Annotated in this window: 1 protein-coding gene; it reads right to left on the bottom strand. The window is 75.5% G+C overall.

The genetic code is table 11. The annotated features are described in order from the left end of the window. Positions 1-43: 43 nt before the first annotated feature. Positions 44-24,151, bottom strand: coding sequence for a type I polyketide synthase (locus QQS16_RS38875; protein ID WP_286067299.1), 24,108 nt, complete (start codon positions 24,149-24,151; stop codon positions 44-46). Positions 24,152-24,289: the final 138 nt, after the last annotated feature.

The raw sequence follows: 24,289 nt of genomic DNA, 5'->3' as shown, positions 1-24,289 counted from the left end.
CGGGGCCGGGGCGTCGGGTGCGTGCGGGAGAGCGGCGGGGTCCTCATGCGTCGCCCAGCTCGCGGTCGATCAGGTCGAAGAGGTCGTCGGGCGTCTCGACGCCGGCGAGTTCCTGGTCCGCCTCCGCCGGGGCGGCGGCGGTGGCCGCGGGGACCGGTTCGCCCTGCCAGCGGGCGAGCAGTTCCCGCAGCCGGCCGGTGACCCGTTCGCGGTCCTCGCCGTCGACGGACGCGTCCCGCAGGGCGTTCTCCAACCGGTCCATCTCGCCGAGCAGGGCCTGTGCGGTACCGGGCGGCTCGGGCAGGTCGAGTGCGCCGATCAGGTGCCGGGCCTGGGCGAGCGGGGTCGGGTGGTCGAAGACCAGCGTGGCGGGCAACCGCAGGCCGGTGACCGCGCCGAGCCGGTTGCGCAGTTCGACCGCCGTCAGGGAGTCGAAGCCCAGCTCCTTGAAGGTCTGCTCGGGTTCCATCGCGTCGGCCGAGCCGTGTCCGAGGACGGCGGCGGCCTGCTCGGTCACCACCTCCAGCAGCAACTGCTCCCGGTCGGCGGCGGACAGCGGGGCGAGCCGTTCGGCCAAGGTCGGTTCGGCCGCCGTGGCCGCTCCCACCGCCGGGGCCGCTCCCACCGCCGGGGCCGCGTCGGCGCGACGGCGGGCGGGCGTGCGCACCAGGCCGCGCAGCAGGACCGGCAGGACGTCGTGGTGCTCGCGCAGGGCGGCGGGGTCGAGGTCCATCGGCAGCAGGGCGGCCCGGTCCGAGACAGACGCGGCGTCCAGCAGGCGCATGCCGCGTTCGGGGCTCAGCGGCACCATGCCGGTGCGGGCGTGCCGTTCCCGGTCGGCGGCGGACAGTTCGCCGGTCATGCCCGCGTCCGGGAGCCAGGTGCCCCAGGCGAGGGACACGGCGGGCAGGCCGAGGGCGCGCCGGTGGTGGGCGAAGGCGTCCAGGAAGGCGTTGGCGGCGGAGTAGTTGGCCTGCCCGGCGCCGCCGAACGTGCCGGCGACGGAGGAGAAGACCACGAACCGGGCCAGGTCGAGGTCGCGGGTCAGCTCGTGCAGGTTCACGACCGCGTCGGCCTTGGGCCGCAGTGCCTCGGCGAGCCGCGCGGGCGTCATCGAGGACAGCACCCCGTCGGCGAGCACCCCGGCGGTGTGCACGACCGCGGTCAGCGGCCGGTCGGCCGGGATGCCCGACAGCAGCGAGGCGAGCGCGGTGCGGTCGGCGGTGTCGCAGGCCGCGACGGTCACCTCGGCGCCCAGCGCGGCGAGTTCGGCACGCAGCTCCGCCGCGCCGGGGGTGTCGGGGCCCCGCCGGCCGGCGACCAGCAGGTGCCTCACACCGTGCTCGGCGACCAGGTGGCGGGCGGTGGCCCGGCCCAGCCCGCCGAGACCGCCGGTGAGCAGTACGGTTCCCTCGGGGTCGGGGGCGGCCGGCAGGGTCAGCACGACCTTGCCGACGTGCCTGGCCTGGCTGAGGTACCGGAACGCCTCGGGAGCACGGCGTACGTCCCACACCGTCATCGGCAGCGGCTTGAGCACCCCGCGGTCGAACAGTTCCACCAGGTCCCGCAGGATCTCCCCGATCCGGTCGGGTCCGGCCTCGACCAGGTCGAAGGCGCGGTAGGTGACGCCGGGGTGGTCGGCGGCGACCACGGCCGGGTCACGGACGTCGGTCTTGCCCATCTCCAGGAAGCGTCCGCCGCGCGGCAGCAGCCGCAGGGAGGCGTCCACGAACTCCCCTGCCAGCGAGTCGAGGACGACGTCGACGCCACGGCCCGCGGTGGCGGTGCGCAGCCGCTCCTCGAAGCCGAGGTCGCGGGAGGAGGCGAGCCGGCTGTCGTCGAGTCCGGCGGCGCGCAGCGCGTCCCACTTGGCCGGGGAGGCGGTGCCGTAGACCTCGGCCCCGACGTGGCGGGCGAGTTGGACCGCGGCGGAGCCGACCCCGCCGGCCGCGGCGTGCACGAGGAGGCTCTCCCCGGGCTTCAGCGCGGCAAGGTCGGCCAGGGCGTAGTAGGCGGTGAGGTAGACGATCGGGACGGTGGCGGCCTCCGCGAAGCTCCAGCCCTTCGGGACGGGCGCCACCATGCGCTCGTCGGCGACGGCGACCGGCCCGAAGGCACCGGAGAACATGCCCATCACACGGTCGCCGGGCGCCACGGAGGTGACGTCGGAGCCGGTCTCGACGACCACGCCCGCGCCTTCCAGGCCGATCGCGGTCGCGTCGCCCGGGTACATGCCGAGCACGGTGAGCACGTCACGGAAGTTGACGCCCGCGGCCCGCATCGAGATCCGCACCTCGCGCGGGGCGAGCGGCGCGGTGACCTCCGGGCAGGGGGTGAGCCGCAGCCCCTCCAGGGTGCCCTTGCGCTCGACACCGAGCCGCCACGCCTCGGCGCCCGGCGGCGGGACCAGTGCCCGGTCGGCGGCCAGCGGCACGACCCGCGGCGCGGTCACCGTGCCCTCGCGCAGGGCCAGTTCGAAGGCGGTGCCGCCGAGCGCGCCGGGCAGCGCGGCGGCGGAGGCGGCGGTGCCGTCGGTGTCGACGAGGACGAGCCGTCCCGGGTGCTCCGTACGGGCGGAGCGCACCAGGCCCCAGACGGCGGCCTGGGCCGGGTCGGCCGGCCGCGGCCCGGCGGGCACGGCGTCGCGGGTGACGACGGCGAGGCGGGCCCCGGCGAATGCCGGGTCGTCCAGCCACCGCTGGAGGAGCGCCAGCACCTCGGCGGTGATGTCCCGCGCCCGGGCGGCGAGTTCACCGTCCGGGTGTCCGGTGGTGGCCGGCACGGCGTACAGGACGGTGTCCGGCACCCGGGCCGGCGCGTCCGGGTCCGGGTCCGGGTCCGGGTCCGGTACGACGGTCGCGGTGTGCCCGGCCTCGCGCAGGGCGGCGGCCAGTTCCCGGGCCTCCGCGGCGCCGATCACGGTCCAGTCGGCCGCGGCCGCCGTACCGGAGGAGGGCACCGGCTGCCAGTCCACTTCGTACAGGCCCTGCCGGCCGAGGGTGCCGGGGCTGCCGACGGTGGCCCCGTCGAGGTCGCCGGCGAGTTCGCGCAGGGTCAGCGAACCGACGGTGGCGACCGGCCGGCCGGCCGGGTCGGCGAGTTCCAGGGCGACGGCCTCCGGACCCCGCTGGACCATGCGCACCCGCAGGGCGGAGGCGCCGACCGCGTGCAGGCGGACGTCGTTCCAGGAGAAGGGGAGCCGTCCGGCGTCCTCCATGGGCACGAACAGCACCGCGTGCAGGGCGGCGTCGAGCAGCGCCGGGTGCAGGTCGAAGGCGTCGGCGGCGGGGTCGGCAAAGGCGGGCAGGGACACCTCGGCGAAGACCTCCTCGCCGCGCGTCCACGCTCGGGTCAGGCCCTGGAAGAGCGGGCCGTACAGGTGGCCGCGGTCGGCGAACGCCTCGTAGAAGCCGTCCAGGGAGACTTCTTCGGCGTCCTGGGGCGGCCAGGCGGTGAAGTCGCAGGAGGGGGCGGCCGGTTCGGCCGCGGAGGTCAGGAGGCCGCTGGCGTGCAGCGTCCACGCGTCGTCGGGGCCGGCGTCGTCGGGGCGGCCGTGCACGGTCAGCGTGCGGGCACCGGTGGCGTCGGGTGCCTCGACACGGACCTGCACGTGGACTCCGCCGTGCGCGGGCAGGGTGAGCGGGGACAGGATGGTCAGCTCGGCGACCTGCTCGCAGCCGGTCTGCGCCCCGGCGTGCAGGGCGAGGTCGAGGAAGCCGGTGGCCGGGAACAGGGCGGTGCTGGTGAGGGCGTGGTCCTTCAGCCAGGGGCTGGAGTGGAGGGACAGACGCCCGGTGAGCAGGTGGGCGTCGCCGTCCGCGAGGGCCACGGCCGCGCCCAGCAGCGGATGGCTGCTGGCCCCCAGGCCGGCGGCGGTGACGTCGCCCAGCAGAGCCGGCGGCCTCGGCCAGAACCGGCGGCGTTGGAAGGGGTAGGTGGGCAGCTGGACGACGCGGGCGCCGGTGCCGTCGAAGAGGCGGGGCCAGTCCACGTCCACGCCCTTGACGAAGGCGCGGGCGAGGGCGTCGAGCAGGGCGCCGGGTTCGTCCTGGTCCTTGCGCAGCGACGGGACGAACAGGTGGTTCCCGGTGTCCTCGGCGAGGCAGTTCTGGGCGAGGGCGGTCAGGGTGCCGTCGGGGCCGATCTCGACGAACCGGTCGGTCCCGTGCTCGGCGAGCCAGGCGACACCGTCGGCGAAGCGGACCGCCTCACGGACGTGCCGGACCCAGTACTCCGGGTCCTCCAACTCACCCGGCTCGGCGGCCCGTCCGGTGACGTCGGAGACGACGGCCATCCGCGGCGGGGCGTAGGAGATGCCGGCGGCGACCTCGCGGAAGGCGTCCAGCATGGGGTCCATCAGCGGCGAGTGGAAGGCGTGGCTGACACGCAGCCGGGTGGTGCGGCGACCGGTGGCGGCGAGTTCGCCGGCCACCTCGGCGACCGCCGCCTCCGCGCCCGAGAGGACCACGGAGCGGGGGCCGTTGATCGCGGCGACGCCCACGCCGGCGCGGCCGGCGAGCAGCGGCAGCACTTCGTCCTCTGCGGCCTCGACGGCGAACATCGCGCCGCCTGCGGGGAGTTCCTGCATCAGGCGGCCGCGTGCGGCGACCAGGGCGCAGGCGTCCGGCAACGACATCACTCCCGCCACATGGGCGGCGGCGATCTCCCCGATGGAGTGCCCGGCGACGACGTCGGGCCGCACCCCCCACGACTCGAGGAGACGGTAGAGCGCGACTTCGACGGCGAACAGGGCGGGCTGCGTCCACCCGGTCCGGTTCAGACGGTCGGCGTCGTCGCCGAAGACGACCTCGCGCAGGTCGTCATCGAGGTGCGCGCACACGGCGTCGAAGGCGTCGGCGAACGCCGGGAAGGCGTCGTACAGTTCGCGTCCCATGCCCGGGCGCTGGGAGCCCTGTCCGGAGAAGAGGAAAGCGGTCTTCCCTTCGCCGCGGTGGGTGCCCGTGACGGTGTGCGGTCCCGTCTCCCCGTCGGCGAGCAGCCGCAGCCCGTCGGTGAGGGCGGCGCGGTCGGTGCCGAGCACGACGGCCCGGTGCTCGAAGACGGTACGGGTCGCGGTCAGGGACAGGCCGAGGTCGGCCGGGGGGAGATCGCCGTTCTGCCGGGCGTAGGCGAGGAGTTGGGCGGCCTGGGCGCGCAGGGCGTCGCGGCTGCGGGCGGTGAGGACCCAGGGCAGGGTGCCGTGGACGGCGGCCGGGCCCTCGGAGGTGTCGGCGGCGGGTTGTCCGGGGGCGGCTTCGAGGATGACATGGGCGTTGGTGCCGCTGATCCCGAACGACGACACCCCCGCCCGCCACGGACGCCCCTCGGCCACAGGCCACTCCCGCGCCTCGGTCAGCAGCTCCACCGCACCCTGCCCCCAGTCCACCTGCGAGGACGGCGCGTCCACATGCAACGTCGCCGGCAACACACCGTGCACCATCGCCAGCACCATCTTCATCACACCCGCCACACCCGCACCCGCCTGCGTGTGACCGACGTTCGACTTCACCGAACCCAGCCACAACGGCCGCTCACGGCCCTGCCCGTACGTGGCCAGCAACGCCTGCGCCTCGATCGGATCACCCAGCCGCGTACCCGTGCCGTGCGCCTCCACCACATCCACCCCGGCCGCCGACACCCCGGCATCCGCCAGCGCCGCACGGATCACCCGCTGCTGAGACGGACCGTTCGGCGCACTCAACCCGTTGGACGCACCATCCTGATTCACCGCCGAACCCTTCACCACCGCCAGCACCGGATGCCCCAGCCGCCGCGCGTCCGACAACCGCTCCACCAGCAACAGACCGCCGCCCTCCGAGAACCCGGTGCCGTCCGCCGCGTCCGCGAACGCCTTGCACCGGCCGTCCGCCGCCAGCCCCCCCTGCCGGCTGAAGTCCACGAACAGACCCGGTGAGGCCATGACGGTGATGCCGCCCGCGAGGGCGAGGTCGCACTCTCCCGCGCGCAGCGACCGCACGGCCAGGTGCAGGGCGACGAGCGACGCGGAGCAGGCCGTGTCGACCGTGACGGCGGGGCCTTCCAGCCCGAAGGTGTAGGAGAGCCGGCCGGAGACGACGCTGGCGGCGTTGCCGGTCAGCATGTAGCCCTCGAAGTCCTCGCCGGACGCGGCGAGCATGCCGGTGTAGTCCTGGCCGTTGGTGCCGGCGAAGACGCCGGTACGGCTGCCCCGCAGGGCCCGCGGATCGATCCCCGCCCGCTCGAACGTCTCCCACGCCATCTCGAGGAGCAGCCGCTGTTGCGGGTCCATGGCGAGCGCCTCACGCGGCGAGATGTTGAAGAAGGCAGGGTCGAACCCGCCTGCGTCGTCGAGGAAGCCGCCGGTGCGGGTGGCGACCGTCCCCGTCTTGCCGGGTTGGGAGTCGAAGAGGACGCCCAGGTCCCAGCCGCGGTCCTCGGGGAAGGGCACCAGGCCCTCCTCGCCGGCGAGCAGCATGCTCCACAGTTCCTCGGGGGTGCTCACCCCACCGGGGAAGCGGCAGCCCATGGCGACGATGGCGATGGGGTCGTCCGCCTCCGAGGCCCGCGGTGCCCCGGCCCCGGCCGCGGCCGGGGCGGCGTCAGCGGTCCCGGTTTCCGTCGCGGTCTCCGCGACCTCCGCGAGCAGGAAGTCGGCCAGGGCCCGGCAGGTGGGGTGGTCGAAGACGAGGGTGGTGGGCAGGCGCAGGCCGGTGACGCGGGTCATGCCGTTGCGCAGTTCGACCGCGCTGAGCGAGTCGATGCCCAGGTCGGTGAAGGGCCGCGCGGGGTCGACCGCGTCGGCGGAGGCGTGGCCGAGGACGCCGGCGACATGGCCGCGCACGATGTCCAGGACGGCGTCCGCGCGCTCGTACGCGGGCAGGGCGCCGAGGTGGGCCCGCAGCGAGGAGATCTCGGTGGTGTCGGGTTTGGAGTCGCGCTGGGCGGTGTCCAACGCCCGGCGGGCGGCGGGCAGTTCGTCCAGCAGGTGGCTCGGGCGGGGCGCGGTGAAGGCGGGCGCGTAGGTGTCCCAGCGCAGGTCGGTCACGACGACGTGGGTGTCGTCGAGGTCGAGGGCCCGGCCGAGGGCCTGGCAGGCGGTGTCGGTGTCCATGGGGTGGACGCCGTGGCGGCGCATGCGCTCGCCCGCCGCGTCGCCGACCATGCCACCGTCGGCCCACAGGCCCCAGGAGACGGCGGTGGCGGGCAGTCCCGCGGCACGGCGTTCGGCGGCGAGGGCGTCCAGGTAGGCGTTGCCCGGGGCGTAGTTGGCGAGGCCGGCGCCGCCGAGGACGCCCGCGGTGGAGGAGAACAGGACGAAGGCGGACAGGTCCAGGTCGCGGGTGAGGTCGTGCAGGACGCGGGCCGCGCCGGCCTTGCCGTGCAGGACCCCGGCCATGCGCTCGGGGGTGAGGGCGTCGATTACGCCGTCGTCCAGGACCCCCGCCGCGTGGAACACGGCGTCCAACGGCCGGTCGGCGGGCAGGCCCGCGAGCAGTCCGGTGAGGGCGGTGCGGTCGGCCGCGTCACAGGCGGCGAGGGTGACCTCGACGCCGCGGGCGGCGAGTTCGGCACGCAGTTCGGCGGCTCCGGGGGCGTCGGCTCCGCGGCGCCCGGCCAGCACCAGGTGGGTGGCGCCGCGGTCGGCGAGCCAGCGGGCGACGTGCCGTCCCAGGGCGCCGGTGCCGCCCGTGACCAGGACGGTGCCGCGCGGCCGCCAGGGCTCGGCCGGTTCGGCGGTGCCCGGGGCGTGCGTCAGGCGGCGGCCGAAGGCGCCGGAGGCGCGCAGCGCGATCTGGTCCTCCTGGCCGGGGTCGGCGAGGAGGGCGGCCAGGCGGGTCCCGGTGCGGGCGTCGAGGTCGGCGGGCAGGTCGATCAGGCCGCCCCACCGGTCGGTGTGCTCCAGCGCGGCGACCCGGCCGAAGCCCCAGACGAGGGCCTGGGCGGGGACGGGGGCGGGATCGGCGGTGCCGACCGTGACCGCGCCGCGGGTGGCGCACCACAGCGGTGCCTCTGTTCCGAGGTCGCCGAGGGCCTGGACGAGGGCGAGGGTGGTGGCGAGTCCGACGGTGACGCCCGGCAGTGCGGGGTGCTCGCGGGTGTCGAGGGCGAGCAGGGAGAACACCCCGGCGGGCCGGTCGCCGTCGTCCGCGTTCCGGGGCGCGAGCAGGGTGGCGAGCGCGGCGCGGTCGGGTGCGCCGTCGGGCAGGACGATCCGCCGCACGGTACGGGCGCCGCCCGCGGTGAGGGCGTCGGCGACGTGCTGGGCGGTGGCGGTCTGCCCGGCCTCGGCGGCGGGCACGAGGAGCAGCCAGGTGCCGGTGAGGGCGGCGGCGCCGACGGTCAGGGGCCTGAAAGAGACGGCGTAGCGCAGGGCGTCGGCGGTGGCGCGTTCGCGTCCGGCGCGCCGCCACTGGGACAGCGCGGGCAGGAGACTGCTCAGCGGGGCGTCCGCGGGCAGGTCGAGTTCCTTGGTGAGGCGGTGCAGGTCCTCCTGTTCCACGGTCTCCCAGAAGCGGGCCTCGACGGAGCCGGGCGCCAGGGGACCGTCGGTGTCGGCCCGGGCGGTCTCGCGGACCGTGGGCCAGTAGCGGCGGTGCTCGAAGGGGTAGGTGGGCAGGTCGGTGCGGACGGCCCCCGTACCGGCGAACACGGTCTCGACGTCGACGTCGACGCCGTGCAGACGGGCTTCGGTGAGGGCGGTGAGGAACTGCCTCAGGTCGCCCTGGTCCCGGCGGAGGGAGCCGAGGACGGCGCCGTCGACGCCGGCCGCGTCGAGGCTGTCGCGCAGTCCGACGGCGAGCACCGGGTGCGGGCCGACCTCGATGAACGTGCGGTGTCCCGCGGCGATCAGGCCGCGGACGGCCTCCTCGAAGCGGACGGTCTCCCGCAGGTTGGTGTACCAGTAGCCCGCGTCCAGGGCGGTGGTGTCCAGCCAGTCGCCGGTCAGGGAGGAGCGGAAGGGGATCTCGCTCTCGCGGGGCTCGATCCCGGCCAGGGCCTCGCGGACGGTGTCCTCGATCTCCTCGACCTGCGGGGAGTGCGAGCCGTAGTCGACGTTGACCTTGCGGGCGCGCACCCCGTCCGCGACGAGCGCCGTGTACATCTCGTCCAGTGCCCCGGCCTCGCCCGAGACGACCGCGGAGGACGGGCCGTTGACGGCGGCCAGCGCGAGCCGGCCCTCCCAGGGGGCCATGCGGGCACGGGTGTCGTCGGCGCTCAGCGGTACGGACATCATGCCGCCGGTGCCCGCGATGCTGGTGAGGGCGCGGCTGCGCAGGGCGACGACGCGGGCGCCGTCCTCCAGAGAGAGCGCGCCGGCCGCGCAGGCGGCGGCGATCTCGCCCTGGCTGTGGCCGACCACGGCGGCCGGCCGGACTCCGTGGGCCCGCCACAGGGCCGCGGTGGACACCATCACGGCCCACAGCGCGGGCTGGACGACATCGACACGGGCGAGGTCGGCGGCGCCCTCCGCGCCGCGCAGCACCGCGCTCAGCGACCAGTCCACATACGGGGCGAGGGCCCGCTCGCAGCGCTCGATCCACCCGGCGAACTCCGTCGATTCGGCGATGAGTCCGCGGGCCATGCCCGCCCACTGGGCGCCCTGTCCGGGGAAGACGAGGACAGGTTCGGCGCCTCCCGACACGGCCTCGGCGAGGAGCGCGGGGGCGGTGAGCGGTCCGTCGGCGGCCAGTGCGGCGAGCGCCTCGTCGAGGCCGGTGACGTCGTCGGCGAGGACGGCGGCCCGGTGGGGGAAAGCGGCGCGGCCCACGGCGAGGGTGTAGGCGACGTCCGTGAGGGGGATGCCGGGCCGGGCGCGCAGATGGGCGCGGAGCCGGGCGGCCTGGGCGCGCAGCGCGGCGGGGGTGCGGGCGGACAACAGGACGGGCACGGCGGGCAGTTCGGATGTGGCGGGCGGCCGTACGGTCGTGTCGTCGGGGGCCTGTTCGACGATGACGTGGGCGTTGGTGCCGCTCATGCCGAACGAGGACACGCCGGCGCGGCGGGGTCGCCCGGTGTCGGGCCAGGGCTGTTCCTCGGTGAGGAGTGCGACGCGGCCGGCGCTCCAGTCGACGTGCGGAGTCGGGTTCTCGGCATACAGGGTGCGGGGCAGGACACCCTCGCGCAGGGCCGCCACCATCTTGATGACGCCTCCGACGCCGGCGGCGGCCTGGCTGTGGCCGATGTTCGACTTCAGCGAGCCGAGCCACAGCGGCCGGTCCTCGGCGCGGTCCTGGCCGTAGGCGGCAATCAGTGCCTGGGCCTCGATGGGGTCGCCGAGGGTGGTGCCGGTGCCGTGCGCCTCGACGGCGTCGACCTCCTGCGGGGTCAGCCCGGCGGCGGCGAGGGCCTGGCGGATGACGCGCTGCTGCGAGGGTCCGTTGGGGGCGGTCAGCCCGTTGGAGGCGCCGTCCTGGTTCAGGGCGCTGCCGCGGATGACGGCCAGGACCCGGTGGCCGTTGCGGCGGGCGTCGGAGAGCCGTTCGAGGACGACCATGCCGGCACCTTCGGCCCAGCTGGCGCCGTCGGCGTCCGCGGAGAAGGGCTTGCAGCGGCCGTCCTCGGCGAGCGCGCGCTGCCTGCTGAACTCGATGAGCGAGCCCGGCGTCGACATGACGGTGACACCGCCGGCCAGGGCGAGCGAGCACTCCCCCTGCCGCAGGGACTGCGCGGCCAGGTGGAGGGCGACCAGGGACGAGGAGCAGGCGGTGTCGACGGACACGGCGGGGCCCTCCAGGCCGAGCGCGTAGGAGACGCGGCCGGACAGGACGCTGGGCGAGTTGCCGGTGCCGACGTAGCCCTCGAAGGTGTCGTCGGAGGCGGCGAGGATCGTCACGTAGTCCTGGTAGGTGACGCCGGCGAAGACGCCGGTGTCGGAGCCGCGGGCGCCGGCCGGGTCGACGCCGGCCCGCTCCAGCGCCTCCCAGGAGACTTCGAGCAGCAGGCGCTGCTGCGGGTCCATGGCGAGGGCCTCGCGCGGGGAGATGCTGAAGAACGCCGGGTCGAAGCGGCCGGCGTCGTGCAGGAAGCCGCCCTCGCGGGTGTAGACGGTGCCGGGGTGGTCGGGGTCGGGGTGGTAGAGCCGCTCGGGGTGCCAGTCGCGGTCGGTGGGCAGCGGCGAGATGCCGTCCGCTCCGGCGCGCACCAGGTTCCACAGGTCCTCGGGGCTGTTGACGCCGCCGGGGTAGCGGCAGGCCATGCCGACGACGGCGATCGGGTCGTCGTCGACGGGGCGCCGGACGGCGCTCGCGGGGGTGCCCTCGGTGGCGGTGCCGAACAGGTCGTCGGCGAGGTGCGCGGCGAGCGCGGCGGGGGTGGGGTGGTCGAAGACGAGGGTGGCGGGGAGGGTGACGCCGAGGGCGGCGCTGAGCCCGTTGCGCAGTTCGACGGCGGTGAGCGAGGTGAGGCCGAGGTCGGTGAAGGGCCGGGCGGGCTCGATGTCGTCGGCCGTGGCATGGCCCAGGACGGCGGCGGTGCGGTCGCGGACGGTGGCGAGCAGGGTGCGGGCGCGTTCGGCGGCGGGCCGGGCGGCCAGGCGTTCCAGCGGGCTGCCGACGGGCTGGGGGCGGGCGGCGGTGCGGCGGCGGACCGGGGCGGCGTGCGGTGCCGTGGGCTGTGTGCCCGCTTCGGTGACGGGCGTGATACCGGGCACTGGGCGCAGTCGCAGCGAGCCGACGTCGAGGACAAGGTCGCCGACCGCGTCGGCGGCGGTCAGGGCGAGGGTGTCGGGGCCGGTGCGCTCCAGCCGAACGCGCAGGGTGGTGGCGCCGGTGGCGTGGAGGCGGGCGGGTCCGGCGGAGAACAGCACGCGTCCGTCGCCGAGTCCGTCGAACACGCCGAGGCCCAGCGGGTGCAGGGCGGCGTCGAGGAGCGCCGGGTGCAGGTCGTGGCGGGCGGCCTCGTCGGCGGCCGAGGCGGGCAGGGCGACCTCGGCGTACACCGCCGTGTCGTCCCGCCAGGCGGCCAGCAGGCCCTGGAAGACGGGGCCGTGGTCGAGGCCGGCCTCGCGCAGCCGCGCGTACAGGCCGTCGGTGGGCAGTTCCTCCGTGCCGGGCGGCGGCCAGGCGGTGAGGTCGTGCGCGGGGAGCGGCTCGGTCCGGGCCGACAGGACGCCGCCCGCGTGCCGGGTCCAGTCGGCGGTGGTGTCGGCGGCGGGGCGGGCGTACACGCCGAAGGGGCGGTCACCGCGGGCGTCGGGGGCTTCGACGCGGATTTGCAGGGCGGCACCGACGTGCTCGGTCAGCGGCAACGGGCTTTCCAGGACCAGTTCGCGAAGGTGCGGGCGGCCCGCGACCGTACCGGCGTGCAGGGCGAGGTCGAGGAAGGCGGTGCTCGGCAGGACGGCGGTGCCGCCGATCCGGTGCGCGGCGAGCCAGCCGTCGGCGGTCAGGCGGCCGGTCAGCAGCAGGGTGTCGTCGACGGCGGACGGCACGACCGCGCCGAGCAGCGGGTGGCCGGCGGCGACGAGTCCGGCGGCGGCCGGGTCGCCGTTCGCCTTGGCGGACGTGATCCAGTAGGGGCGGTGCTGGAAGGCGTAGGTGGGCAGTTCCACCGGGCGGGAACCGGGAGCGGTGGCCGCGAGCAGGGCACGCCAGTCGACGGGGACACCCCTGGTGTGCAGGGCGCCGACCGCCGTCAGCAGGGTCTCGGTCTCGTCCCGGTCGTCGCGCAGCGCGGGCACGGCGAGCGGGGTGGTGCCCTGCCAGGCGTTCTGGGCGAGCGTGGTCAGGGTGGCGTCGGGGCCCAGCTCCAGGAGGTGGGCGGTGCCCAGCTCTTCGAGGGCGGCGACGCCGTCGGCGAAGCGCACGGTGTGCCGCACGTGCCGTACCCAGTACTCGGGGTCGGTCAGTTCACCGGGGGCAGCGGGCCGCCCGGTGAGGTCGGAGACGAGCGGAAGGCGCGGCTCGGCGTACTGGACGGTCGCGGCGACCGCGCGGAAGTCGTCGAGCATCGCCTCCATGCGCGGCGAGTGGAAGGCGTGGCTGACGCGGAGTCTGCTCGTCCGGCGGCCCAGCGCGGCGACGTGGGCGGCGACGGCGTCGGCCGCGTCCTCGTCGCCGGCGACGACGACCGAACGGGGGCCGTTGACGGCGGCGAGTGCCAGGGCGTCCTCGCGACCGGAGAGCAGCGGCAGCACCTCCTCCTCGGCGGCCTCCAGCGCGATCATGGCGCCGCCTTCCGGCAGGCCCTGCATCAGCCGGCCCCGCGCGGCGACCAGACGGCACGCGTCGGGCAGGGAGAACACCCCGGCCACGTGCGCGGCGGCCAGTTCGCCGACGGAGTGGCCGATGAGGTGGGCGGGGCGCACGCCGAAGGACTCCAGCAGCCGGTACAGGGCCACTTCGACGGCGAACAGCGCGGGCTGGGCGTACTCGGTGCGGTTCAGGACGTCGGCGTCGGCGCCCGCCACGATCTCGGCGAGCGGGCGCGGCAGCAGCCCGTCGAAGTGCGAGCACACGGTGTCGAAGGCGTCGGCGTAGGCCGGGAAGGTGTCGTACAGGGCGCGGCCCATGCCGGGGCGCTGGGTGCCCTGTCCGGCGAAGAGGAAGGCGGTGCCGCCCTGGGGGAGGGTGTCGCCGGTGAGGGTGCCGCCGGTGAGGGTGTCGCCGGTGAGGGTGTCGCCGGTGACGGCGCCGGGCGGGTTGCCGCCCTGGGCGAGCTCGGCGAGGACGGTCAGCAGGGCGTCTCGGCCGGTGCCGGTGACGACGGCGCGGTGCTCCAGGGGCGCGCGGGTGAACGCCAGGGCGTGGGCCACGTCCGCCGGGTGCAGGTGGGGGCGGGCTTCGAGGTGGGCGAGGAGCCGGGCGGCCTGGTCGCGCAGTGCGGCCGGGCTGCCCGCGGACAGCGGCCACGTGACGGCGCGTTCGGCGCGGTCGGCGGGGTGGGCCTGGACGGCGGACACCGTCGGCGGTTCGGCGACGATGACGTGGGCGTTGGTGCCGGAGACGCCGAAGGCGGAGACACCGGCGCGCCGCGTGCGGTCACCGGTGGGCCAGGCCACGGGCTCCGTCAGCAGCCGGACGTGCCCGGTGTCCCAGTCCACGCGGGAGGACGGCCGCTCGGCGTGCAGGGTGCGCGGGAGGGTGTGCTCGCGGAGGGCGAGGACCATCTTGATGAGGCCCACGGCGCCGGCGGCGGCCTGGGTGTGCCCGAGGTTGGACTTGGCCGAGCCCAGCCACAGCGGACGTCCCTCCGGCCGGTCCTGGCCGTAGGCGGCCAGCACCGCCTGCGCCTCGATGGGGTCGCCGAGGGTGGTGCCGGTGCCGTGCGCCTCCACCGCGTCCACGTCGGCCGGGGACAGCCCGGCCGAGGCCAGGGCCTGGCGGATGACACGCTGCTGGGACGGGCCGTTGGGAGCGGTCAGCCCGTTGGAGGCGCCGTCCTGGTTGACGGCGGTGCCCTCGACGACGGCGAGGACCGGGTGGCCGTTGCGGCGGGCGTCGGAGAGCCGTTCGACCACCAGGACCCCGACGCCCTCGGCCCAGCCGGTGCCGTCGGCGTCGTCGGAGAACGCCTTGCAGCGCCCGTCCGGGGCGAGGCCGCCCTGAAGGCTGAACTCGACGAACGCCCCCGGGTCGGCCATGACGGTGACGCCGCCGGCCAGGGCGAGGTCGCACTCCCCCGAGCGCAGCGACTGTACGGCCAGGTGCAGGGCGACCAGCGAGGAGGAGCAGGCCGTGTCGACGGTCACGGCCGGGCCCTCCAGCCCGAGGGTGTAGGCGACGCGGCCGGAGACCACGCTGCCGGCCTGCCCGGTGAGCAGGTGCCCGCCGAGGCCTTCGGGGACTTCGGTGAGGCCGGTGGCGTAACCGGAGCTGCCGGCTCCGACGAAGACGCCGGTGCGGGAGCCCTTCAGCGCGGTGGGGGCGACACCGGCGCGCTCCAGCGCCTCCCAGGAGGTCTCCAGGAAGAGCCGCTGCTGCGGGTCGAGTGCCTGTGCTTCGCGGGGGCTGACGCCGAAGAACGCGGCGTCGAACGCGGAGGCGTCGGCGAGGAAGCCGCCGGAACGGGTGTCGCTGGCCTCCAGCAGGGCCGTCAGGTCCCAGCCGCGGTCCTCGGGGAATCCGCCGACGGCGTCCCCGCCGGCCGCGAGCAGCTCCCACAGCCGGTCGGGGCCGTCGATGCCGCCGGGCAGCCGGCAGCCCATGCCGACGATGACGACCGGGTCGGTGTTGGTGCCGGTGCCCGCCACGGCCGTGTCCGAGGGCTGCTCCCCCCTCCCGTACAGCTGGTCGCGCAGGTGGGCGGCGACGGCGGCCGGGGTGGGGTGGTCGAAGACGAGGGTGGTGGGCAGGGCGACACCGGTCTCGGCGGTGAGGTCGTTGCGCAGTTCGACCGCGGTGAGGGAGTCGAAGCCCATGTCGCGGAAGGCGCGGCCCGCCGTGACGGACGCCGGGCCGGAGTGCCCGAGCGCGACGGCGGCGCGACGGCGCACGAGGTCCAGCAGGACGGCGTCGCGCTCCTCGGCGGAGAGCGGGTCGAGCCGGTCGCGCAGTGCGCCGCCGACGGTAGCGCCGGACGCGGTGGCTCCGGAGCCGGCCGCGGTGGCGGTCGCTTCGGCGGCCTCGGGCAGGTCGGCGAGCAGGGGGCTGGGGCGGCCGGTGGTGAACGCGGGGGCGAACCGGGCCCAGTCGACGTCGGCGACGACGACGGCGGTGTCCTGTGCCGCGAGCGCGCGGCCGAGCGCGGTCAGCGCCGTGTCCGGGGCGAGCGGGCGCAGTCCGCGCCGGCGGAGCGTCTCCCGCGTCCGCGGGTCGGCGGCCATGCCGGGACCGTCCCACGGGCCCCAGGCGACAGCCGTGCCGGACAGGCCGCGGGCGCGGCGGCGCTCCACCAGGGCGTCGAGGTGGGCGTTGGCGGCGGCGTAGGCGGCCTGTCCGCCGCTGCCCCACACACCGGCGATGGAGGAGAACACCACGAACGCCGACAGGCCGCTGTCACGGGTGAGTGCGTCCAGGTGGTCGGCCGCGTCGGCCTTGGCCCGCAGGACGGCGGCGAGCCGCTCGGGCGTGTACGCCTCGATCACGTCGTCGTCGAGTACTCCGGCGGCGTGCATCACGGCATCGACGGGGTGGGCGGCCAGGAGCCGGGCGACGGCGTCCCGGTCACCGGTGTCGCAGGCCACGACGGTGACCTTCGCGCCGAGCCGGGCGAGGTCGGCCCGCAGACTGTCGGCGCCGGGCGCGTCGGGGCCGCGGCGGCCGGCGAGGACCACCTCGCGGGCACCGCGCTCGACGGCCCAGCGGGCGACGCGGGAACCGAGGGCGCCGGTGCCGCCGGTGACGAGGACCCGGGACGGGGCCGTCCACTCCCCCGTGCCGGCGGGCGCCGGGGCGTGGGCGAGGCGACGCGCGTGGGCGGTGCCGCCCCGGACGGCGACCTGGTCCTCGGTGCCGCTGACGAGGACGGCGGCGGCGCGGGCGAGGGCACGGCGGTCCGGCCGGACGGGGAGGTCGAGCAGCCCGCCCCAGCGGTCGGGACGCTCCAGTGCGGCGACACGGCCCAGTCCCCACACGGCGGCCGCGGCCGGCTCGACGGCGTGCTCCGTACCCCCGCCGACGGTGACGGCACCGCTGGTCAGCAGCCACAGCGGCGCGGTGGTCCCGGCTTCGCCGTGGGCCTGGACAACGGCCAGAGCCGCACGGACGCCGGGCAGGCAGGAGAGCACACCGGCGACCGGGGCGCCCTGGGCGGCGTCGGCCAGCAGACCGGCCAGCACGCTCCGGTCGGTGTCCTCGGGGCAGGCCAGGCGCTCGACGCCGGGCAGGAACTCCTCGATGCCGCTGAGCACGGTGTCGGCCCCGGCCTGGAGCAGCAGCCACCGTCCGGTGTCCGGAAGCTGAGCGTCGGCGGAGTCGAGCCGCTGCCAACGGACGCGGTAGCGCCAGGAGTCGGCGGCGGACCGCTCGGCCTGAGCCTGCCGGTAGGAGGCCAGCGCGGGCAGCACGGTGCCGAGGGTGGTGTCGTCCAGGTGCAGCGCGTCGGCGAGTTCGCGGGTGTCTCCGCGTTCGACGGCCTGCCAGAAGGCCTCCTCGGCGGGCACGGCGGTCCGGGCCGCCCGGTCGTCGGCGCGGCGCGGCTCGGGCCAGTACCAGCGGCGCTGGAAGGCGTAGGTGGGCAGCGGAACGGTTCCGACCGTCCCGAACATCGCGGCCCACTCCACCCGCGCGCCCGTCGTGTGCAGGGCCGCCAGCGCGGCCACCAGGGCATCCGCCTCGGACCGGTCCTTGCGCTGTACGGCCACGCAGACCGGGGCGGCGGTGTCGGCGAGCGCGGTGCGGGTGAGGGCGGTGAGGGTGGCGTCGGGGCCGAGTTCGACGAAGCGGGTGACGCCTTCCGCCGCGAGGGTGGCGATCCCGTCGGCGAACCGGACGGCCTCACGGACGTGACGGACCCAGTACTCGGCGGTGCCCAACTCACCGTCCGCCGCGAGCTTTCCGGTGACGTTGGAGACGACCGGGACCGAGGGAGTGGCGTAGGTGACGCCTTCGGCGACCCGACGGAAGTCCGCCAGCATCGGCTCCATCAGCGGCGAGTGGAAAGCATGCGAGACCCGCAGACGAGACGTACGGCGGCCCCGCGCCTGGAGTGCCTCGGCGACATCGCATACGGACGCCTCCGCGCCCGCGATCACCACGGCCCGGGGACCGTTGACCGCCGCCACCGACACCCCACGACGGCCCTCCAGCAACGGAAGGACCTCGTCCTCGGCAGCCTCCACCGCCACCATCACCCCGCCCGACGGAAGTCGCTGCATCAGCCGCCCCCGCGCCACCACCAGCGTGCAGGCATCCTCCAACGACAACACACCCGCCACATGCGCGGCAGCGATCTCACCGACGGAATGCCCGGCTACGAAGTCCGCACGCACCCCAAACGATTCGAGCAGCCGAAACAGCGCCACCTCCACCGCGAACAACGCCGGCTGCGTCCACTCCGTACGCCCCAACCGCTCAGCCTCATCGCCGAAGACGACATCCCTCAGCTCCACACCGACATGGGCGCACACCGCATCGAACACCTCAGCGAACACCGGGAACGCCTCATACAACTCCCGCCCCATACCCGCACGCTGCGCACCCTGACCCGAGAACAGAAACGCCGTCCGGCCTTCGGTGACAGCACCGACCGTGACCTGGGCAGTGGGCTCGTCGGCGGCCAACGCCGCCAGTCCGGACAGCAGTTCCTCGCGCGAACGGCCTCGTATGACGGCACGGTTCTCGAAGGGGGTACGGGTGGTGATCAGCGATGAGGCGAGCTCCAGCGGGTCGGCGTCGGGGGACGACCGCACGGTGTCGAGCAGTCGGGCGGCCTGGGCGCGCAACGCGTCGGCGCCGCGTCCGGACACCACCCAGGGGATCACGGGCGGGGCTGCGGGGTCGGTCGGAGCGGCCGTCTCCCGCGGCGCCTGTTCGAGGATGACGTGGGCGTTGGTGCCGCTGAGCCCGAAGGAGGAGACACCCGCCCGACGGGGCCGGTCGACGGACGGCCACGACTGACGCTCCGTCAGAACCTGTACAGCGCCCGCCGTCCAGTCCACCCGGGAGGACGGCTGGTCCACGTGCAGCGTCGCCGGCAGCACACCACGCCGCAACGCCTCCACCATCTTGATCACACCGGCCACACCCGCCGCCGCCTGCGTATGACCCAGATTCGACTTCACCGACCCCACCCACAAAGGGTGTTCACGATCCTGCCCGTAGGTCGCCAGCAGCGCCTGCGCCTCGATCGGATCGCCCAGCCTGGTACCCGTACCATGCGCCTCCACGGCGTCGACATCAGCCGCCGATACGCCCGCGTCGGCAAGTGCGGCACGGATCACCCGCTGCTGCGACGGACCGTTCGGCGCCGTCAGCCCGTTCGACGCACCGTCCTGATTGACCGCCGACCCACGCACCACCGCCAGCACCCGATGACCCCTGGCCTGGGCGTCCGAGAGCCGCTCCACCAGCAGCACACCGACACCCTCACCCCACCCCGTACCGTCCGCACCCTCCGCGAACGCCTTGCACCGGCCATCCCCCGCCAGACCCCCCTGACGACCGAACTCCACAAAGGCGCCCGGCGTCGACATCACCGTCACACCCCCGGCCAGCGCGAGGTCACACTCCCCCGACCGCAGCGACCGCACCGCCATGTGCAACGCCACCAGCGAGGAGGAGCAGGCCGTGTCGACCGTCACCGCCGGGCCCTCCAGGCCCAGCACATAGGCCAGCCGGCCCGACATCACGCTCGCCGCGTTGCCTGTACCGACGTACCCGCCGAAGTCGCCCTCCGACACACCCAACAAGGCCGGATAGTCCTGGCCGTTGGTGCCGGTGAACACACCCACCCGGGTGCCTCGCAGCGACCGCGGGTCGATGCCCGCCCGCTCCACCGCCTCCCACGACGACTCCAGCAGCAACCGCTGCTGCGGATCCATGGCGAGGGCCTCACGGGGCGAGACGCCGAAGAACTCCGCGTCGAAGGCCCCGACTCCGTCGAGGAAGCCTCCGTTCGCGGTGTGGCCGGCGTAGGGGTTGTCCGGGTCGGCGGCGAACAGACGGTCGAGGTCCCAGCCGCGGTCCGCGGGGAAGTCGGTGATGCCGTCGCGCCCCTCCTCCAGCAGCGCCCACAGGCTTTCCGGGGAGTCGACGCCGCCGGGGAAACGGCAGGCCATCCCGACGATGGCCACCGGCTCGTCCACGGCGCCGGCCATCGGCGTGGCAGGGGTGACGACGGTGTCCGTGTCGCCGAAGAGCGCGCCGTACAGGTGGTCGACGAGGGCCTGCGGGGTCGGGTGGTCGAAGACCACCGTCGTCGGGAGGGCGACGCCGCACGCGGCGGTGAGAGCGTTGCGCAGTTCCACCGCGATCAGCGAGTCGACGCCGAGATCGCGGAACGCCCGCTCCGCGCCCACCTGTTCGATGCCGGTGTGGCCGAGGGCGGCGGCGGCGCGCGAGCGCACTTCGAGCAGCAGCTCCTGCCGGCGCCGCTCGGCGGGCAGGCCGGCGAGGCGGTCGCGCAGAGCGGTCACGGGCGCGGCGGTCCTCGCGTCGCGCTCGCCTCCGTGGACCTCGCGGAGCAGCGGGCTCGGACGGACGGCGGTGAAGGCCGCGCCGAAACGGGCCCAGTCGACGTCGGCGACCAGGCAGGTGGCGGAGTCCGCCGTGGCGTGAGCGGCCAGGGCGTCCAGGGCCCGGCCGGGGTCGAGCAGGCCGACCCCGCCGCGCACCTGGCGGCCTGTGGCGTCGGCGTCGGCCGCCATGCCGCCGCCGGCCCACGGGCCCCACGCGAGGGACGTCGCGGGCAGGCCCTCGGCCCGCCGCCGCTCGGCCAGCGCGTCCAACGCCGCGTTGGCGGCGGCGTAGTTGCCCTGCCCGGCGGAGCCGACCGTTCCCGCGAAGGAGGAGAACAGGACGAAGGCGGACAGGTCGCGGCCGCGTGTCAGCTCGTCGAGGTGCCGTGCTCCGGTGACCTTGGCCGCGAAGACGGAGCGGAAGGCCTGCGGGGAGAGGCCGTCGAGCACTCCGTCGTCGATGACACCGGCCGTGTGGACCACGGCGTCCACCGGGTGGGTGTCGAGCAGCTGCCGGACGGCCTCACGGTCCGTCAGGTCGATTGCGGCGAAGGTGACTTCGGCTCCGAGGCCGCGCAGGTCCTCGCGCAGGGTCTCCGCGCCCGGCGCCTGGGCACCGCGCCGGCTGACGAGGACGAGGTGAGCGGCGCCCCGCTGTGCGGCCCAGCGGGCCACGCGCGCACCCAGCGCTCCGGTGCCGCCGGTGACCAGGACGGTCCCGGCCGGCTGCCAGACCGTTTCCCCGGACGGTACCGCCGGGACCACCCGGCGGGCGAGGACGGCGTCGGCGCGGACGGCGACCTGGTCCTCGTGTGGATACGAGTCCGCCGTACGGTCGGCGAGCAGGGTGACGAGCCGCGCCGCGGTACGCCGGTCCAGGGTCGGCGGGAGGTCCGCCAGACCTCCCCAGCGGCCGGGGTGCTCCAGGGCGGCGACGCGTCCCAGGCCCCAGACGGCTGCCTGCGCGGGGTCGGGTGCCGGGTCGTGCTCGTCGGCGGTCACGGCGCCGCGGGTGAGCGCCCACAGCGGGGCTTCGACGCGGGCGTCGCCGAGGGCCTGGAGGAGAACCGCGGTGGCGGGCACACCGTCGGGCAGGTCGTCCCCCGCGCCACCGAGCGCCAGCACGGACAGGACTCCGCTGACCGGACCGGCCTCGACGGCGGTGGCGACACGGCGGGCGAACTCGCCCCGTGCGTCGTGCCGGTGGTGGTCCACGGTGACCACTTCGGCTCCCGCGTCGAGCAGCGCGGCCGTCAGCGCGCCGTCCCAGCCGTCGTCGCCGTCGAGGGACGTGGGGCGCACGAGCAGCCAACGGCCGGAGAGTCGCGCCGTTTCCGGCAGCCCCCGGGCCGGGATCCAGGCGATCCGGTGGTGAAGTGCGGCCGGGACGCGGGTGGCGCCGTCCTCGGTGTACGAGCGCTCCAGCCAGTAGCGGTCGCGGCGGAAGGCGTAGGCCGGCAGGCCGACGACCCGGGCGCCGGGGAGGAGCGCGGGCCACGACACCGCCGCCCCGTGCAGGTGCAGCCGGGCGAAGGCACCGATCAGGTGCCGGGTCTCGGCGCCCTGCCTGCGCTGGGCCGGCAGGAACAGCAGCCCGCGGTCGTCGGGTACGCAGCTCCGGGCGAGGGCGGTGAGCGTGCCGTCGGGGCCGAGTTCGACGAACCGGGTCACGCCCTCGCCGGCCAGGGCGGCGATGCCGTCGGCGAACCGGACGGCCTGGCGGACATGGCGTACCCAGTACTCGGCGGTGGTCAGTTCGCCCTCCGCCGCGAGCCGGCCGGTGACGTTGGAGACGACCGGGACCGACGGGGCGGTGTAGGTGAGGCGTTCGGCGACCTGGCGGAACTCCGCCAGCATCGGCTCCATCAGCGGCGAGTGGAAGGCGTGCGAGACGCGGAGGCGGGAGGTGCGGCAGCCCTGGGCGGCCAGTTCCCCGGCGACCTCGGTCACCTCCGGCTCCGCGCCCGCGATCACCACGGCGCGAGGGCCGTTGACCGCCGCGACCGACACCTCGCGGCCTTCCAGCAGGGGCAGCACCTCGTCCTCGGCCGCCTCCACCGCCACCATCGCCCCGCCCGCCGGAAGCCGCTGCATCAGCCGGCCCCGCGCCACCACCAGCGTGCAGGCGTCCTCCAGGGTCAGCACACCCGCCACATGCGCGGCGGTGATCTCGCCGATGGAGTGGCCCATGACGACGTCCGGGCGCACGCCCCATGACTCCAGCAGCCGGAACAGCGCCACCTCGATGGCGAAGAGCGCCGGTTGGGTCCACTCCGTACGGTCCAGTTCCTCGCCGCGCTCACCGAGGGCGACGTCCCGCAACTCCGCGCCCACCTGGGCGCACACCGCGTCGAACACCTCGGCGAACACCGGGAACGCCTCGTACAGCTCACGCCCCATGCCGGGACGCTGCGCGCCCTGGCCCGAGAACAGGAAGGCGACCTTGCCGGGCCCCTTCGCAGTGTCGGTGAGGATGTCCGCGGTGGCTTCGCCGCGCGCCAACGCCTCGACGGCTGCCTCGAGTTCGGTGCGGTCGGCGCCGAGGACGGCGGCGCGGTACGGGTGCGCGGTACGGGTGGTGGCGAGGGACGCGGCGAGGTCGTAGGGGTCGGTGTCCGGGTGGGTGGCGAGGTGGTCGGCCAGGCGGCGGGCCTGGGCGCGCAGGGTCTCCTGGTCGTGGGCCGACAGGATCCAGGGCAGGACCGGCAGGCTCGCGCGCGGGGTCCCCTCGGTTCCGTCGGCTTCCTCCGACGGCTGGGGGGCCTGTTCGACGATGACGTGGGCGTTGGTGCCGGAGACGCCGAAGGCGGAGACGCCGACCCGGCGCGGGTGGCCGGTCTCCGGCCAGGCGTGCGCTTCGGTGAGGAGCCGGACGTGGCCGGCACTCCAGTCGACGTGGGTGGAGGGGTGTTCGGCGTGCAGCGTCGGGGGCAGCACACCGTGGCGCAGGGCGAGGACGGACTTGATGACGCCGACGACACCGGCGGCGGCCTGGGTGTGGCCGAGGTTGGACTTGGCGGAGCCGAGCAGCAGCGGCCGGTCGGTGGGGCGGCCCTGGCCGTAGGTGGCCAGCAGGGCCTGTGCCTCGATGGGGTCGCCGAGCGCGGTGCCGGTGCCGTGTGCCTCGACGGCGTCGATCTCGGTGGCGGGCAGTTGGGCGTTGGCGAGCGCGGCGAGGATGACGCGCTGCTGGGACAGGCCGTTGGGGGCGGTCAGGCCGTTGGAGGCGCCGTCCTGGTTGACGGCGCTGCCGCGGACGACCGCGAGCACGGCATGGTTGTTGCGGCGGGCGTCGGACAGGCGCTCCACGACGAGGATGCCCGCGCCCTCGGCCCAGCCGGTGCCGTCGGCGTCGTCGGAGAACGCCTTGCAGCGGCCGTCGCCGGCGAGGCCGCCCTGCCGAGCGAACTCGGTGAACGCACCGGGACTGGACATGACGGTGACACCGCCGACGACCGCCAGGGAGCACTCACCGGACCGCAGCGACTGGGCCGCCAGGTGGAGGGCGACCAGGGAGGAGGAGCAGGCGGTGTCGACGGTGACGGCGGGTCCCTCCAGGCCGAGGGTGTAGGCGACGCGGCCGGAGAGGACGGACATGGAGTTGCCGGTGAGCAGGTGTCCGCGGACGTCCTCGGGGACCTCGGTCAGGCCGGTGGTGTAGCCCTGGTCGCTGCATCCGACGAAGACGCCGGAGCGGCTGCCGCGCAGGGTGGCCGGGTCGATGCCGGCGTGTTCGAGGGACTCCCAGACCACTTCGAGCAGCAGGCGCTGCTGCGGGTCCATGGCGAGGGCCTCGCGCGGGGAGATCCCGAAGAAGGCGGGGTCGAAGCGGTCGGCGTCGCGGACGAAGCCGCCCCGGCGGTGGCCGGTGCCGGTGTCGGAGGCGGTGGGCCAGCCGCGGTCGGTGGGCCATTCCGTCACCGCGTCGGTTCCGGAGACCAGCAGGTCCCAGAAGCCGTCCGGGGTGCGCACGTCGCCGGGCAGGCGGCAGCTCATGCCGACGATGGCGATGGGCTCCTGCTCGCGGGCCTCCAGCTGCCGCAGCTTGCGGCGGGTGGTGTGGAGATCGACGGTGACCCGCTTGAGGTAGTCCCGAAGCTGCGCTTCCTTCGTCATGGACTGCCCCCATGCTGTTCGGTTCGGTGGCGGAACGGGAGGTGCCGCGCGATGGCCGGGACACCGGACCGGGGCACCCGATGGGGCCCGGCCGGTGGTGATCTCCTCGTGCGGTGGGGACAGCATGACCCGCGCGGT

Source organism: Streptomyces sp. ALI-76-A (assembly GCF_030287445.1).
Classification (GTDB): Bacteria; Actinomycetota; Actinomycetes; order Streptomycetales; family Streptomycetaceae; genus Streptomyces.
The sequence above is the reverse complement of the archived record's forward strand: the minus strand, read 5'-3'. Positions and strand labels throughout refer to the sequence as shown.

What these genes read in the sequence shown, in the direction of transcription:
- QQS16_RS38875 (WP_286067299.1), bottom strand. Translation starts at nt 24,151, where the DNA reads ATGACGAAGGAAGCGCAGCTTCGGGACTACCTCAAGCGGGTCACCGTC.